Origin of the sequence: Leifsonia tongyongensis, assembly GCF_010686705.1 — a bacterium.
Taxonomy (GTDB): Bacteria; Actinomycetota; Actinomycetes; order Actinomycetales; family Microbacteriaceae; genus Diaminobutyricibacter; species Diaminobutyricibacter tongyongensis.
Genome location: NZ_JAAGWY010000001.1, coordinates 873,154 through 888,518 on the forward strand (window position 1 = coordinate 873,154; position 15,365 = coordinate 888,518).

Below are 15,365 nucleotides of genomic sequence, written 5' to 3' on the forward strand. Positions count from 1 at the left end.
CCATGAACGCACCCCTCGACGCAGCAGACGGAGATCTCGCCCAGCAGCTCGACCGTTCCCATGTCTTCCACTCGTGGTCGGCGCAGGGCACTTTCGCGGGGCTCGCGATCGCAGGAGGAAGCGGCACAACGGTCTGGGACTTCGACGGCCGCCGCTACCTGGACTTCGCCAGCCAGCTCGTCAACGTGAACATCGGCCACCAGCATCCGGCTGTCGTCGCCGCGATCCGCGAGCAGGCCGAGATCCTGACCACCATCGCCCCGGCCACGGTGAACCTGACCCGCGGCGAGGCGGCGAAACGCATCGTCTCGCGCGCACCCGATGGTTTCAACAAGGTCTTCTTCACCAACGGCGGGGCGGATGCGAACGAGAACGCCATCCGGATGGCCCGCCTCCACACCGGCCGCGACAAGGTGCTCTCGACCTATCGCTCGTACCACGGCAACACCGGCGCGGCCATCGTCGCGACCGGCGACTGGCGGCGCGTACCGAACGAGTTCGCCCGGGGGCACGTGCACTTCTTCGGGCCGTACCTCTACCGCAGCGAGTTCTGGGCAGAGACGCCCGAACAGGAATCCGAACGGGCGCTCACCCACCTGCGCCGCGTGATCGAGAGCGAGGGGCCCGCCTCGATCGCCGCGATCGTGCTCGAGACGGTCCCGGGCACTGCGGGCATCCTGGTGCCGCCGCCCGGCTACCTCGCGGGAGTGCGGGCGCTCGCCGACCAGCACGGCATCCTCGTCATCCTCGACGAGGTCATGGCCGGTTTCGGTCGCACCGGCCGATGGTTCGCCTTCGACGGGTACGACATCGTCCCCGACCTCATCACCTTCGCCAAAGGGGTGAACTCCGGGTACATCCCGGTCGGGGGTGTGGTGATCCCCGACGCGATCGCGAACGACTTCGACGAGCGGGTCTTCCCGGGCGGCCTCACCTACAGCGGGCATCCGCTGGCGATGGCCTCCATCGTCGCGGCGCTCGACGCGATGGAGTCCGAAGGGATCGTCACCCACGCGGCGGAGATCGGGGCGGATGTGATCGAACCGGCCCTCGCATCCCTTGCCTCCGCGCATCCCCTCGTCGGCGACGTGCGCGGCGAAGGAGTCTTCTGGGCGATCGAGCTCGTCGCCGATCGCGGGACCCGCGAACCGGTCTCGGCGGCGACGATGGGCCGCATCAAAGCCGGGTTGCTCGAACGCGGCGTCATCCCGTTCATCCAGGACAACCGCATCCACGTCGTGCCACCGTGCGTCGTCACCGCCGACGAGGTCGGCCAGGCGATGGCCGCCTACGACGAGGTGCTCACCACTGTCGAAAGGGCCGGACAATGACCGACATCATCAACCACTGGATCGGCGGCCGCGAGGTCGCCGGCGACTCCACACACACCCAGCCGGTCTACGACCCCGCGCTCGGCACCTCGACGAAGGAGGTGCGACTCGGCAGCGCATCCGATATCGACGCGGCCGTCGCGACCGCCCTCGCCGCCTTCGCCGAGTGGGGCGGCACGTCGTGGGCCCGGCGGCAGAGCGTCATCTTCGCCTTCCGCGAATTGCTGAACGCCCGCAAGGAGGAGCTCGCGCAGATCCTCACCTCCGAACACGGCAAAGTGCTGTCGGATGCGCTGGGTGAGATCGCGCGCGGCCTCGAAGTCGTCGAGTTCGCGGCCGGGATCGCGCAGCTCGCGAAAGGCGAATACTCGGAGAACGTGTCGACCGGGGTCGACGTCTACTCGTTGCGCCAGCCGCTCGGTGTCGTCGGCATCATCAGTCCGTTCAACTTTCCGGCCATGGTGCCGATGTGGTTCTTCCCGATCGCGATCGCGGCCGGGAACACGGTCGTGCTGAAGCCGAGCGAGAAGGACCCGTCGGCATCCGTCTGGCTGGCGAAGCTGATGCAGGAGGCCGGGCTTCCCGACGGTGTGCTCAATGTCGTGCACGGCGACAAGGAATCGGTGGATGCACTGCTCACCCACCCCGACGTGCAGTCGATCTCGTTCGTCGGGTCGACCCCGATCGCACGCTACGTGTACGAGACCGCGACCGCGGCGGGAAAGCGGGTGCAGGCGCTCGGCGGGGCGAAGAACCACATGCTGGTGCTGCCGGATGCGGACCTCGACCTGGTCGCCGACTCGGCCGTGAACGCCGGGTTCGGCTCAGCCGGCGAGCGGTGCATGGCGATCAGCGTCGTCCTGGCGGTCGACACCACCGCGGACGAACTCGTCTCGAAGATCACGACACGGATGGCCGGCCTGACCACCGGTGACGGGCGCCGCTCCAGCGATATGGGGCCCCTGATCACCGAGGCGCATCGCGACAAGGTCGCAGGCTACATCGACATCGCCGTCGAGGACGGCGCCACGGTCGTCGTCGACGGACGCGACGTCGAGCCCGACGGAGCACCCGAGGGGTTCTGGCTCGGCCCGACCCTGATCGACAACGTCTCGACCGGTTCACGGGTCTACATCGACGAGATCTTCGGGCCGGTGCTCTCGGTCGTACGGGTCTCGGGCTACGACGAGGGCCTCGGCATCATCAACGCCAGCCGCTACGGCAACGGCACGGCGATCTTCACCAACGACGGTGGCGCCGCTCGCCGGTTCCAGCGCGAAGTGCACGTCGGCATGATCGGCGTCAACGTACCCATCCCGGTGCCGGTCGCGTACCACTCGTTCGGCGGCTGGAAGGACTCCCTCTTCGGCGACGCCAAAGCGTACGGCCCGCACGGCGTCGACTTCTTCACCCGTGAGAAGGCGGTCACCTCCCGCTGGCTCGACCCCAGCCACGGCGGTATCAACCTCGGCTTCCCGCGCCACACGTAGGGTCGCCCCACCTGGGCCCGGCTGCATCACCGGCTGCGCTCAGTCGACTGAACGGCTCGCTGCAAAGGCGGGTCGGGCAAATGTCGCCGGGCTCCGGCGAGCCCACACGAGCAGCCCGATGTACGCCAGGTCGAAGACGCTGCAGAGCAGGCCGATACCGATCACGAACAGGGAGCCCGGCAGAAAGCCGAACAGGATGGTCGGGGCCAGCGTGCCCAGCCATTTTGCGACGGCGATCACCAGGCTCTGACCGCGCGGGCCCTGTCGGGCGGCGAACATGGCGATGAACAGACCGGACATGAGGAGGTTCTGCAGGAAGGCGCTGTACTGCGCGGATTTCATGCCGGCCAGTCCGAACTCGGCGATGAACAGCCACTGGACCAGGAACGACATCACGACGATCGCCACGCCCCACGCAATGAAGAGGGGGCGCGTCACGAACGTCGGGAATTCCCGCCGACCGAATCGGAAGAATGTGTAGAGGATGACGACATCGGCCAGCGCCCAGACCAGATTGATCCACGACTGCACCTGGGGATCGTTGGCGAGGCCCTGCACGGCATAGGTCCACTCCCACGCGATGTTCAAGCCGAGGGCGGCGATCGGAATCGCGTATGTCTTATCCCGGAAGCCGATCCGGATCGCCTCGATGTAGACGATCGTCCAGGCCAGACCGCTGGCCAGGGTGAGAAAGAGGTTCATGACCCGCTCCTCCTGCATTCAGACGTTCTGGTTCCGCTGAGGTGCCTCGGGGGCGGGCTGGCTCTGCGTGGCCGCCCAGCTGGCGAGGAGTTTGAGGGCGTCCTCCGACGGGGTCCCGGGGTCGGCGGTGTAGACGTTCAGTCGAAGACCAGGATCCCCGGGCAGGTCCATCGCTTCGAAGGCGAGGTCCAGCTCGCCGACGATCGGGTGGTGGACCTGCTTGCGGCCCGTCCGGTGGTAGCGGACGTCGTGTCGTGCCCAGCGGACTCGGAAGTCCTCGCTTCGGGTGCTGAGCTCGCCGATGAGGTCCGTGAGGTCTTTGTCGTACGGGTTGCGGCCGGCGGCCGAACGGAGAATCGCGACGATGTCGTCGGCGGCGCGCGACCAATTCGTGTAGAACTCGCGGGCCTTGGGGTTGAGAAAGGTGAACCGGGCATTGTTCGGCGGTTGCACGACTTCGCTCATGAGGTCGAGGTAGAGCGCGCGACCGAGTTCATTGGCCGCGAGCACATCGCCGCGATCGTTGCGGATCCAGGCGGGAGCCGTGGAAATGGCGTCGATGACGCGTTGCAGGCTGGGGCGGACGGCCGTCGGACTGCGCTTGCGCCGCGCGCGCGGAGCGACGTGCGCCGCCCGGGCGAGGTCGTACAGGTGCGCGGTCTCCGCGTCGTCGAGCTGCAGGGCGCGGGCCAGCGCTTCGAGGACGCCATCGGATGCTCCCGACAGGTTGCCCCGTTCGAGGCGGGTGTAGTAGTCGACGCTCATCCCCGCAAGCATGGCGACCTCCTCGCGGCGGAGACCTGCGACCCGGCGGTTGCCGCCGTACAGCGCGAGTCCGGCCTGCTCCGGAGTGATGCGCGCCCGGCGGCTCGTGAGGAACTCCCTGACCTCGTCGCTCTGTGTCATGTCCAACCCCGTGTCATGTCCAACCCCGTGTCATGTCCAAACGCTACGCGCCGCACGGCAGCCGAGGAAGGTACTGACGTGCCCTCCCACCACATCCGTGGCGCGCCTACCGTGAAACGCGAACAGTGAAGGAAGGAACCACGATGGATTATCGTCCCCTCGGCCGCACCGGTGTGCAGGTCAGTCCGCTGTGCCTCGGAGCCATGATGTTCGGCCCCTGGGGCAACGAGGATCGCGCCGACGCGACCCGGATCATCCACCGCGCACTGGATGCGGGCATCAACTTCATCGACACCGCCGACGTCTATTCGGCCGGTGTCTCCGAGGAGATCGTCGGCGAAGCGCTGCGGGACCGTCGCGACGAGGTCGTCCTCGCCACCAAGTTCTTCATGCCGATGAGCGACGACCCGAACCACCGCGGCGGGTCCCGCCGCTGGATCATGCGCGCGGTCGAGGATTCCCTGCGGCGGCTGAACACGGACCACATCGACCTCTACCAGGTCCACCGGCCGAGCCCGGACACCGATGTCGAGGAGACCCTGGGTGCGCTCACCGACCTCGTGCGGCAGGGCAAAGTGCGGTACATCGGCTCGTCGTCCTACTCCGGGTCGCAGATCGTGGAGGCGCAGTGGGTGTCGCGCGAGCGCAACCTCGAGCGTTTCGTGACCGAGCAGCCGCCGTACTCGATCCTCGTCCGCGGGATCGAAGAGGATGTGCTCCCGGCCATCCAGCGCCACGGCATGGGCTCGCTCACCTACAGCCCGCTCGGCGGCGGCTGGCTCTCGGGTCGCTGGCGGAAGGATGCCGCATCGGCACCGACCTCGGCCGCGCGCCCCCGCGCCCGGTTCGACATGAGCACCCCGGCCAACCAGCGCAAGCTCGACATCGTCGAGGAACTCGCGCTCCTCGCCGAGCAGGCGGGCATCAGCCTGATCGAACTGGCTATCGCGTTCGTGATCAACCACCCCGGTGTGACGTCCGCGATCGTCGGGCCCCGCACCATGGAGCAGCTCGAGTCCTACCTCCCCGCCGCCGAACTCAGGCTGCCGGCCGACGTGCTCGACCGCATCGACGAACTCGTCCCGCCGGGGGTCACCCTCAACCACGACGACAACAGCTACGGGGCCCACGAACTCACCGCGGCGGCACGCAGGCGAGGCTGAGGCGGGCGCCGCGTCGAGGCGACCCTCCCCATCCCCTGCTAGCGCGGTGGACGGATAGTCAGGATCTGCTCGGCTCGGCCGACGGGACCCGAGGTGTCGTGCAGCACGCTGCTGGTCAGGCCGTGGCCGGCGGGGCCGAATGTGACCGTGGTGTCGAGACCGACCCAGGAGCCTTCGGGCTGACGGTACAGGTGGATGGTCAGGTCGAGGTTCGGGTAGAGCCAGCTCGTGGGGGGCTGGCGCACAGCGATCCCGTTGGCCGTGTCGACGAGGGTGATGAACGACGCGTGGGGACTCGCGATCTCGCCGGCGACGAGCCGAGTGTCGGTGCCCAGCCACGCCGTCGCACGTCCGGGGACCGGGGGCCGCAGCGGCCGGACCTCCAGCGAATCGATGTAGCCGCCCGGCCAGGTGTCGTCCATGGGCCAGCGGGTCAGTGCATCCGGACCGGGGAGCGCTTCAGGTTCCCCGCCGGCGACCGACGTCGTGTCGACGACATCGATGAACCACGCCCGGGCGAGCACCGCGGTACGTCCGGCGATGGCCACGCTCGCCTCGACGAGTTCGATGGTGCGCCCCGGCCTGATCGTCTCGACACGGATCGTGCAATCCTCTGCGGCGAGGAAGCCGAGGATGTCGAAGCTGATGCGGCCGAGCTGCTTGCTGTCGGGCTGCTGGCCGTCGGGCTGCTGGCCGTCGGGCGCCTGCGCCGCGCGGTGCAGGTCGATCGCGTGGACGACGAGTCCGCCCAGCGGGCTGAAATGGATCTCAGCAGCGTTCCACGCGCCACCGGCGTGAATGGTGGGGCGGTACCGGTCGGAATCGAGTCGTTCGAAATAGGCGCTCATGGTCACGCTTCCCCACCTTATGGCCGATCGAGACTGTATGGCCGTTCGAGCGGATTCTCCTTCAGCTTGCGCTCGACCCCTCCGTCGACCAGCCGTCGCGCGGCCGTGTCAGGCTTCCGCACCGCCTGATCCTTCACGCACGCCGTGAACTCGGCGGCGAGCTCGAGCCGGGGATAGCGATCGAGGACCTCACGCCGGAAGGCGACCGGGAGCTCATCCGACCGCGCACTGGAGATGTCGAGTGCTGTGGCGATCTCGAGCAGGTGCCCTTCCGTGTCGAATTCCGGATCGACCTCCGGCCAGTTGTGCCGCACGATCACCTCGTGTGCGCGCACCCGCCGGTGGGCCGGCCAGCCGGCGCCCGCTGTCAGTGCGATCGCCACGTGGCCGCCCGCATCCTCGTAGGCGAGCGTGTGGTTGTCGAACTCGCGGACGATGCCGAGATCGTGGAGGAGAGCCGCCACATACAGGAGCTCATGGTCGGGCTCGAGCTCGCGGGTCTCGGCGAAGCCGATCGCCCACAGCCACGACCGCTCCACATGGTTCAGCAGAGAGGGCGTGTGGTAGGCGGATGCGATCTCGAGCGCCGCGCGGGACGCTGCGGTATCCGGGGCGATGATGTCGCTCATTCTCATGAGCTCATCCTTCCGGATGCGCGCGCACTCGCGGGAGGAGTATGAATGCACCATGGCTCGCATACTGGTCACCGGATCGACCGAAGGGCTCGGCTACGCCACCGCCGAGGCCCTCCTCGCCGAGGGGCACGACGTCGTCGTGCACGCCCGCAACGACAGGAGGGCGGATGCGCTCGGCCCGCTCCTCGACCGGGGCGCGGACCTGCTCGTCGCGGATTTCGCCGACCGCGACCAGACGGTGAACGCCGTCGCCGAGCTGAACGACGCTGCGCCGATCGACGTCGTGATCCACAACGCGGGCGCGGTCTCGGGAGCCGCGGTCATGCCCGTCAACGTCGTCGCGCCATTCCTGTTCACCGCGGGACTGCTCGGCCCGCGCCGGCACATCTACCTCAGCAGCGGCTTGCACCGGGGAGGCAGGCCATCACTGGACGGTGTCGACTGGACGGGCGCTCACGCTGCCGGGAGCTACTCGGACAGCAAATTGTTCGTCACCACCCTCTCGGCCGCCGTCGCCCGGCTCCGGCCGGACACCCTGAGCAACGCGGTCGACCCCGGCTGGGTGCCGACCCGGATGGGCGGCGCGGGTGCACCCGACGACCTCGAGCTCGGGCATCGGACACAGGAATGGCTCGCCGTGAGCGACGACGCCGAGGCGCTCACGTCCGGCGGCTACTGGTACCACAGCGGCCTGTATCAACCGCACCCCGCCGTGCACGATCGTGCGTTTCAGGACCGCCTCCTCGCCTCACTCGAAGCCGCGACGGGAGTGCAGCTCAGCCCGCATTGATCTCTCGCTGCGGTCGGCGCGTCGTCATGCCGCGATGCCCGGCCAGCACACGTCGATGATGTCCCTGGTCAACCGTTCGGTGAGCGGCTGGTGCTCGAACATCAGCCGGTAGTAGATCGGCGCGAAGAGCGTGTCGGCGACCACGTCGTACTCGAGTCCCTTGCGCACTTCGCCACGGCGGACCCCTTCGAAGAGGAGATTCACGACGGCTGCTCGCCGGGGCGCCACCCAGTCGTCGATGAGTGCCCGCGCGACGTCGGCATCGGTGACCGAGGCTGCAACGAGTCCCTTGAGCAGCGGCCCTGCCGGTGTGTCGCGGACGAGTGCGATGAGGCTCGCGAGGTAGTCGTAGAGCGCCTCCCGGGTCGTCGCCGAGGCGCGTGTCTCGAGCGACTCGTGCGTGCGTTCCAGGAGGCCTTCGAGCAGGACCGCCGGTGCGGACGGCCACCACTTGTAGATCGTCGTCCGGCTGACTCCGGCTCGAGCGGCTATCGCATCGATGCCGACACCTGCGGTGCCTTCGAGGGCGAGCTCCGCGGCCGCATCGAGCACGGCGCGCCGGGCGCTGTCGCTGCGGGGACGACCCCGCTGGATTGGTGGTTGCGAATTACTGGACACGCTGTACAGTATATAGTCAACGGCATCCGCCCACAACACCACGGAACAGCGGGCGGACCCGGCAGACTGGGCTTCATGACATCGACCGACCCTGCACTGGAACGACAGCTCCGAGAGATCTTCGATGCGCGCGACCGCGAGAACATGCAGCCCACCATCGAGGCCTTCCTCGCGGTGCTGGCCGAGCATCCGGACGATGCAGCCGTTCTCTACGAGGTCGGCGGGTCGTACGACACCGCGGGTGAAGAGGAGACCGCACTCGGATACTACGAGCGGGCGATGTCCGAGGGACTTGAAGGGGACATCCTGCGGCGGTGCCTGCTGCAGTACGGCAGCACGCTGCGTGCCCTCGGCCGGTACGACGAGTCGCTGGCCGCACTCGATCGGGCGCTCGCGCTGTTTCCGGCTTCGCCGTCCGTACGGATGTGGCACGCGCTCTCCCTTCACGCTGCCGGACGAAGCGATGCAGCGGTCGCCGAGCTCATGGAGCTCGCGATCGACGAGGTCCGTACGCCCGACCTGGTGAGGTACGAGGCGGCCGTGCGCGGGAACGCCGCGTACCTCCGCGACCTCGACAGCGCCAGCATCCGGTCGAGTGGTCGCTGACTCCCCTTTATCCGAGCTCGGAGGGGTGCCATCGACGACTCGAGTGACGAGAATTGACCCTGAAAGGGGTCAGGACAATGGCAGAGAATCGTGTCGCCCTGGTGACGGGGGCCAACCAGGGAGTCGGTCGTCAGGTCGCGAAAGAACTGGTGGCGGCAGGCCACACCGTGTTCGTCGGCTCGCGGAACCTCGAACGCGGTCGAGCCGCAGCGAAAGAGCTCGGGCCCGGCGCCATCGCCGTCCAGCTCGACGTGACCGATGCCGAGTCGATCGCCGCCGCAGCCGACCGCATCCGAACCGAGGTCGGCCGGCTCGACGTGCTCGTCAACAACGCAGGAATCTCGAACACGCAGAAGGGCGACCTGTCGCTCGCGGAATATCGGGAGCGGTCACGCGCGAGCGTCGCGTCGCTCGACGAAGTGCGGGCCGTCTGGGAGACGAACGTCTTCGGTGTCCTCGCCGTCTACCAGGCGATGCTTCCCCTGCTGCGCGAGTCGTCGGATGCCCGGATCGTGAACGTGTCCAGTGGGGTGGGCTCGCTGACACTCAACGCCGACCCTGCCTACCCCACGCATGCGAGCTTCGGCCCCATCTACTCGGCATCCAAGGCCGCCGAGAACGCGATCACGCTCGCCATCATGGTCGAGCTCGAAGGGACAGGCATCAAAGTCAATCTGGTGTCTCCCGCCTTCACCAAGACGAACCTCAACGGATACGAGGGGACCGCGTCCGTCGAAGACGGCTCGCGCGAGGTCGTGCGCGTCGCCTTGCTCGGACCGGACGGGCCGACGGGCACGTTCACGAGGTGGGAGAACGAGCCCATCCCGTGGTGACGAGCGCGGGCCTCACGCTCTGCGCCACTCCCCCGCGTCATCGCAGCTCCACGGCTGGGCATCCGGTGCCGGAACGGCCACGCCGTCAGCGGACGACGTCGTAGACGAGTTTGACGACCCCGTTGGAGTAGGTCTCCTGCTCGGCGACCGTGAGACTCGAGGTGGCCCCACCGGCGAAGAGCCGTTTGCCGTCACCGAGCAGCAGGGGGAAGACCAGCAGGTGATAGCGGTCGACCAGCCCGGCCGCGGCCAGGCCCTGCGCCAGCGTTGCACTGCCGTGCACGATGATGTTGCCACCATCGCTCTCTTTCAGCCGGGCGACCTCGTCCAGCGAACGCAGAACGGACGTGTTGTTCCATTCCGGGTTCGCGAGCGTGCTCGACACCACGTACTTGGGCATTGCGTTGTACTGGGCGAACTCTTCCATCGTCGGCCAGATGGGGGCGAATTCGTCGTAGCTGACGCGGCCCATGAGCATCGCATCCGCTTCGACCTGTTCACGACCCTTGATCTCGTAGGCCTCGGGCGCGAACGGCACGTCCTTGAACGTCCAGCCGGCGCGCGGATGCGAGCCCCCACCGGGTGAGTCGATGACTCCGTCGACGGTGATGAATTCGGTGACGATCAGCGTGCGCATTTCGGATGACCTCTCTTGACGGAAATTCTCTTCTCACCATGACGTCGAACGGGAGCGGACGTTTTCGACAGTACGCCGCGTTCGGGCATCCCTCGCGGTTCCACAACCGCCAAGATCGGCCTACCGTTGCGAACGCGACCAGATCGGGGATGTATGAAAGTCAGCGACACGAGCGACCTCTGGTGGAAGAGTGCGGTGATCTACTGTGTGGACGTCGAAACCTTCCGGGACGGCAACGGCGACGGAATCGGAGATCTCGGTGGTCTCGCGAGCCGGCTCGACTACCTCAACGAACTCGGGGTGACGTGCCTGTGGCTGATGCCGTTCTACCCGTCGCCCAATCGTGACGACGGCTACGACATCACCGACTTCTACGGCGTCGACTCTCGGCTCGGACATTTCGGCGACTTCGTCGAGGTCATCCGCATCGCCCGGGATCGCGGGATGCGCGTCATCGTCGATCTCGTCGTGAACCACACATCCGACAAGCACCCCTGGTTCAAGGCCGCCCGGTCGAGCCCGAACAACCCGTATCGCGACTTCTACGTCTGGCGCGACGAGCCACCGAAGGACCAGCCCGCGCCGGTCTTTCCCGATCAGGAGACCAGCGACTGGCAGTACGACGAGAAGGCGGGTCAGTACTACCAGCACGTCTTCTACCGCCAGCAGCCCGACCTCAACATCACCGATGAGCGGGTGCGCGACGAGATCGCCAAAGTGATGGGATTCTGGCTCCAGCTCGGCGTCTCCGGTTTCCGCATCGACGCCGTGCCGTTCCTGCTTCAGACCGCCGGGATCATCGACGGAGCCCGGAAGCTCCCCGACCCGCACGGCTACCTTCGGTCGCTCCGCGCATTCGCCCAGCGCCGCTCTGGCGAAGCGATGCTGCTCGGCGAAGTGAACTTGAGCCGGGCGGAGCAGAACACCTTCTTCGGCGGTGCCAAGGGCGACGAACTCACCATGCAGTTCGATTTCATCAGCATGCAGAACCTGTACCTCTCGCTGGCACGGGGTGACACGCGCCCGCTCGCGAAGGCATTGCGCAGCCGCCCTGACGGATCTCCCGACATCCAGTGGGCCAACTTCGTGCGCAACCATGACGAGCTCACCCTCGACAAGCTGACCGCCGCCGAGCGCGAGGAAGTGTTCGCTGCGTTCGGTCCGGAGAAGCGGATGCAGGTCTACGGTCGCGGACTCGTGCGCCGGCTTCCTCCCATGCTCGAGGGTGATCCGCGTCGCATCCGGATGGTCTACAGCCTGCTCTTCTCCCTGCCTGGCACGCCCGTCCTTTTCTACGGCGAGGAGATCGGGATGGGCGAGAACCTCGATGTCGGTGGGCGGGAGTCCGTGCGTACGCCGATGCAGTGGACGGATGGCCGGAACGGAGGCTTCTCGTCGGCGCCCCCTTCGAAATTGCGTCGGCCCGTGACCGAAGGCGGCTACGGTCCCGAGTTCGTGAACGTCGCGCAGCAGCGACGTGACCCCGATTCCCTCCTCGCCTTCATGCGAACCCTGGTGCGCCACTACCGGAACGCTCGCGAATTCGGTTGGGGGGCTTTCGAGATCCTCGATCAGCCCGACCATGCACTGCTCGCGCACACGCTCACCTCGGGTCACCGGATGACCGTGGCCATTCACAATTTCGACTCGCAGCCTCGGGAAGCGAACCTGAAACTGGGGACGAGTGGTGACAGCGATCGCCTGACCGACGTCTTCACCGGCGAAGAGTTCGCTCTCGACGGTGGTGTCGTCACCATCCCGCTCGGCGGCTACGGCTTCCGCTGGCTTCGGCGCACCATCCGCGACGACTTCGCGCTGTACTGAGGCGTTCGCTGGAGGTTCGGGTGCCGGGCGCTCAGGTTCCGTCTGTCTGCGCCTGGGAGTGCGCACCGTGCACGGGTTCGCCTGGGATCAGGACCGTCTTGCGGGTGTCGATCGCGATGATGACGCCGAGGATGATCATCGAGAGCGCGACCGAGGCGAGCGTGTCGCTCAGCCAGTGGTATCCCAGGTAGAGACGGCTGACGATCTGGGTGACGATGATGACGATGGAGACGGTGATCGCGGATCCGGTGAACCAGGGGCGCTGGATGCGGCTGGCAAGCAGGAACGTGAGGATCAGGACGAAGTCCGCCGTGCCGAGCACGTGTCCCGACGGGAACGAGTAGGTGTGGTCGGGTCCGAAGAGCATCTGGCCGATCGGCGGTCGCGGATGCTTGACCAGGGGCGCGAGCGTCAGCGCCGTGATCACCCCGACCGTCATTCCTGCCGCGAGCACCAGTGGGCGCCACAGGTGACGGGCGGCGATGATCCAGACGACAACCACTACCAGCACGATGATCGGCAGTGCGATCGGACCGAAGATGATGGCGTTCGCGATCATGAATCCCGTCGCCGGGCCGGACCGTTGTGTGTGGAACCAGTGCTCCACGGACAGATCGAGCTGCGCAACGCTGTGCGTAAGCACACCGACAAGAAGGATCGTGAAGCCGATCGCCCCGACCACGACGAGAACAGTAGCGAGAACGTAGAACCGTACTCGTACCCGTGGCTCGACGTACCGTTCCTCGACGATGAATTTGCGGTGCCAGTCCGTCCATCGACTGGTGGGTTGTTCGACTATTGCATTCACCACTCCCACAGTCCCCCTAGGGGAGGCGACTATCAAGGGGCTCCCTGCGCATACTCAGGGTTGCGAGCGGGGGTTTCCGTGGTCACGGCTCAAGGGGTGCCGCTCGGCGGCCGGTCATGGCGGCGCGTCTCCTGGTGGCGCCTCTCCCGTGGCTCGTCTCCCGTGGCGCGTCTCATGATGGTGCAACTCCCGGTGACGCCTCTCATGATGGCGCAGCTCCCGGTGGCGCATCTCCTGGTGTCGCGTCTCGTGACGGCGCAGCTCCCGGTGGCGCATCTCATGATGGCGCATCTCATGATGGCGCCTCTCATGATGGTGCAACTCCCGGTGGCGCCCCTCATGATGGCGCAACTCCCGGTGGCGCCTCTCATGGTGGCGCCTCTCACGTGGCGGTCAGGGTGTGGCGGCTCATGGTGGTGCTGAGTCGGGCAGCCGGATGCGTCCGCCTTTGCGGGGTGTGCGGGTCGGGTCGAGGTGCGCCGGTGGCGTGAACCACGGGATGTGTTCGCGGACCTGGATGTCCCAGCCGTCGTCGTGTACCCGATGGTGGTGGTGCGAGCAGAGCAGGATCCCGTTCTTCAGATCGGTCGGTCCGGTGTCTCTGTCCCACCAGCGGATGTGGTGCGCCTGCGTGTAGGAGGGTGGGTGTGGGCAGCCGGTCCAGGCGCAGCCGCCGTCCCGTTCGGCCAGGGCGTGCTTCTGCGCCGGGGAGAACAGTCGCTGCTTCCGGCCCAGGTCGAGCACTTCACTGTCACGCCCTAAGACCATGGGGATCAGGTTCGCGTCGGCGGCGAGCCGCCGTGCCGTGGCGGCGCTGATCGGGCTGGGTACTTCGTCGATCTCCGCCGCACCTTTCCCGGAGCGCAGGTCGGCCAACGCCACTCGGACGATCATGGTCACCGGCGGACTGCTGACACCGGACGTGCAGCCGGCTCGGTGCCGGAACACCTCGACCGCCCCATCAGACCGGAGTTGGGCCATACTCCGGGTCTCCTCCATCGCTGGCGTGTCCGGTGTGTCGGGTTCGGGGTCTTCGAACCGCACCCCCGTCGGCCGAGCCGACGCATTACGGGCGTCACCGGTGTGACCGGACTCGCCAATGTCGCCAGTGTCGCCAGGGTCGCGAGAGTCGCCAGTGTCCCGGGAGTCGCGTAAGTAGTGACCGTCGAAGGTGTCGCCAGTGTCGCGGGATTCGCCTACGTCGTGACCGTCACCGGTGTTGCGGCCATTGCGTTTGTCGTGGAAGTCGCGGGAGACGTAGGCGGTGATCTGCGGCACCACATGGCCGGCGGATTCGGCGTCGAGGCGCCAGTCGATGCGGGTCATCCCATCCCGGGTGGTGGTGATCGTCAACGACCGGCGCCTGCGCTGGATCTGCTCACGTGGTTCGGTGCCGTCCTCATCCAGCCGGTCCCGGAGCTGGATCGCCGCACGGCGCATCTGCTCGACGGTCAGGGCCGGCGCATGCTCGACCAACAACCGCTCACCCCTATGGCGTTGCTCCAGGCTGCAGCCGTCGCCGGTCTTACCCAGCTCCCGGATGATGACCCCCGCCTGCTCCACCGATACGTGACCGGTAGGCGCAGCGCCGGTCTTGGGGTCGCCCGAGGCTTCCGGTTCTCCCGGGTCACGGGCATCGGCGGGGTCACCGAGGAGCGCGGCAGCCAACTCGGGGAACTCGGGTGGCAGTTCTTCGCCGGTGAGCGTGTGTTTCGGTGCGGTCGCCCGGGCCACCGCACACAACTGTCGGGCGTTCGGCAGGCTGGTCCGCCACAGTTCCGCCAGAAACGACCCGATATCACCGTGCCCACCGGCCCGCACCGGATCCGTGGCTGGGTCCAGGCTGCCGGCCCGGTCCAGGGCGGCGATCCGCCGCAACGCCACCCGCTCCACCGCCGCCCGCACCACACCGATCGCCGCCAGCGACCGGGCGTGCAGTTGCGCTTCGCTCAGACCGGATGCACCCGCTTCCGCCCCCGCCCCCGCAGCCGCATCCGCCACTGCACTTGCACCCGCCCCCGCATCCGCTTCGAGCGCGCGTAACGCGTCGAGCGCAGCGGCGACCGCGGCGAGATCGTCGGCGGGTGGGAAGGTCATGGTTCCACCCAACCAGCAGCCACCGACATTCCAAGCCGCGAATAAACAACCTCTGATCAGCAATTTCCCTGTGGATA

At 67.3% G+C, this 15,365-nt stretch carries 16 protein-coding genes; 8 read left to right on the plus strand and 8 right to left on the minus strand.

Annotation, left to right across the window (positions count from 1 at the left end; all coding sequences use genetic code 11):
- Positions 1-2: 2 nt before the first annotated feature.
- Both G3T36_RS04085 and G3T36_RS04090 read left to right on the plus strand, forming a co-directional pair.
- Entirely contained in the window at positions 3-1,331 is a 1,329-nt protein-coding gene (locus tag G3T36_RS04085) for an aspartate aminotransferase family protein (protein ID WP_163288113.1), read from the plus strand.
- A complete protein-coding gene (locus G3T36_RS04090; protein WP_163288114.1) occupies positions 1,328-2,821 on the plus strand; it encodes a CoA-acylating methylmalonate-semialdehyde dehydrogenase in 1,494 nt (497 codons plus the stop codon). The genes G3T36_RS04085 and G3T36_RS04090 overlap by 4 nt, the downstream gene beginning before the upstream one ends.
- A gap of 39 nt (positions 2,822-2,860) precedes the next feature.
- Here G3T36_RS04090 and G3T36_RS04095 read toward each other — a convergent pair whose 3' ends face one another.
- Together G3T36_RS04095 and G3T36_RS04100 are read right to left on the minus strand one after the other, a co-directional pair.
- Positions 2,861-3,523 (minus strand): transmembrane-type terpene cyclase, encoded by a 663-nt coding sequence (locus G3T36_RS04095; protein WP_163288115.1) that lies wholly within the window; start codon positions 3,521-3,523, stop codon positions 2,861-2,863.
- 18 nt (positions 3,524-3,541) lie between these two features.
- Complete coding sequence (locus tag G3T36_RS04100; protein WP_163288116.1) at positions 3,542-4,429, minus strand: helix-turn-helix transcriptional regulator; 888 nt, start codon at positions 4,427-4,429, stop codon at positions 3,542-3,544.
- 143 nt (positions 4,430-4,572) lie between these two features.
- Here G3T36_RS04100 and G3T36_RS04105 point away from each other — a divergent pair, with 143 nt between their 5' ends.
- Positions 4,573-5,592, plus strand: a complete 1,020-nt coding sequence (locus tag G3T36_RS04105; protein ID WP_163288117.1) for an aldo/keto reductase — start codon at positions 4,573-4,575, stop codon at positions 5,590-5,592.
- Positions 5,593-5,630: 38 nt separating this feature from the next.
- Here G3T36_RS04105 and G3T36_RS04110 read toward each other — a convergent pair whose 3' ends face one another.
- Together G3T36_RS04110 and G3T36_RS04115 are read right to left on the minus strand one after the other, a co-directional pair.
- Positions 5,631-6,440, minus strand: a complete 810-nt coding sequence (locus G3T36_RS04110; RefSeq protein ID WP_193570977.1) for a thioesterase family protein — start codon at positions 6,438-6,440, stop codon at positions 5,631-5,633.
- A 17-nt stretch (positions 6,441-6,457) separates the two neighbouring features.
- Positions 6,458-7,075, minus strand: a complete 618-nt coding sequence (locus G3T36_RS04115) for an HD domain-containing protein (protein ID WP_163288119.1) — start codon at positions 7,073-7,075, stop codon at positions 6,458-6,460.
- Between the two features lie 52 nt (positions 7,076-7,127).
- Here G3T36_RS04115 and G3T36_RS04120 point away from each other — a divergent pair, with 52 nt between their 5' ends.
- Complete coding sequence (locus tag G3T36_RS04120) at positions 7,128-7,865, plus strand: SDR family NAD(P)-dependent oxidoreductase (protein WP_163288121.1); 738 nt, start codon at positions 7,128-7,130, stop codon at positions 7,863-7,865.
- A 24-nt stretch (positions 7,866-7,889) separates the two neighbouring features.
- Here G3T36_RS04120 and G3T36_RS04125 read toward each other — a convergent pair whose 3' ends face one another.
- Positions 7,890-8,483, minus strand: coding sequence for a TetR/AcrR family transcriptional regulator (locus G3T36_RS04125; RefSeq protein WP_338031456.1), 594 nt, complete (start codon positions 8,481-8,483; stop codon positions 7,890-7,892).
- A gap of 75 nt (positions 8,484-8,558) precedes the next feature.
- Here G3T36_RS04125 and G3T36_RS04130 point away from each other — a divergent pair, with 75 nt between their 5' ends.
- On the plus strand, positions 8,559-9,089 hold the full coding sequence (locus G3T36_RS04130) for a tetratricopeptide repeat protein (protein WP_163288125.1): 531 nt from the start codon (positions 8,559-8,561) through the stop codon (positions 9,087-9,089).
- Between the two features lie 77 nt (positions 9,090-9,166).
- Entirely contained in the window at positions 9,167-9,922 is a 756-nt protein-coding gene (locus tag G3T36_RS04135; RefSeq protein WP_163288126.1) for an SDR family NAD(P)-dependent oxidoreductase, read from the plus strand.
- A gap of 85 nt (positions 9,923-10,007) precedes the next feature.
- Here G3T36_RS04135 and G3T36_RS04140 read toward each other — a convergent pair whose 3' ends face one another.
- Positions 10,008-10,559, minus strand: a complete 552-nt coding sequence (locus G3T36_RS04140) for a dihydrofolate reductase family protein (RefSeq protein ID WP_163288128.1) — start codon at positions 10,557-10,559, stop codon at positions 10,008-10,010.
- Between the two features lie 153 nt (positions 10,560-10,712).
- On the opposite strand from G3T36_RS04140, the gene G3T36_RS04145 reads away from it, so the two are divergent.
- Entirely contained in the window at positions 10,713-12,383 is a 1,671-nt protein-coding gene (locus tag G3T36_RS04145) for an alpha-amylase family protein (RefSeq protein ID WP_163288130.1), read from the plus strand.
- Positions 12,384-12,414: 31 nt separating this feature from the next.
- Here the strand turns inward: G3T36_RS04145 and G3T36_RS19730 are convergent, their stop codons facing one another.
- Positions 12,415-13,194 (minus strand): phosphatase PAP2 family protein, encoded by a 780-nt coding sequence (locus G3T36_RS19730; protein ID WP_338031457.1) that lies wholly within the window; start codon positions 13,192-13,194, stop codon positions 12,415-12,417.
- A gap of 171 nt (positions 13,195-13,365) precedes the next feature.
- Here G3T36_RS19730 and G3T36_RS04155 point away from each other — a divergent pair, with 171 nt between their 5' ends.
- Positions 13,366-13,614 carry a hypothetical protein gene (locus G3T36_RS04155; RefSeq protein ID WP_205245002.1) on the plus strand — a complete coding sequence of 83 codons (249 nt, stop codon included), beginning with the start codon at positions 13,366-13,368 and terminating at the stop codon, positions 13,612-13,614.
- Here the strand turns inward: G3T36_RS04155 and G3T36_RS04160 are convergent.
- On the minus strand, positions 13,600-15,288 hold the full coding sequence (locus tag G3T36_RS04160) for an HNH endonuclease signature motif containing protein (protein WP_163288133.1): 1,689 nt from the start codon (positions 15,286-15,288) through the stop codon (positions 13,600-13,602). The two genes, G3T36_RS04155 and G3T36_RS04160, sit on opposite strands and share 15 nt — an antisense overlap.
- Positions 15,289-15,365 lie beyond the last annotated feature (77 nt).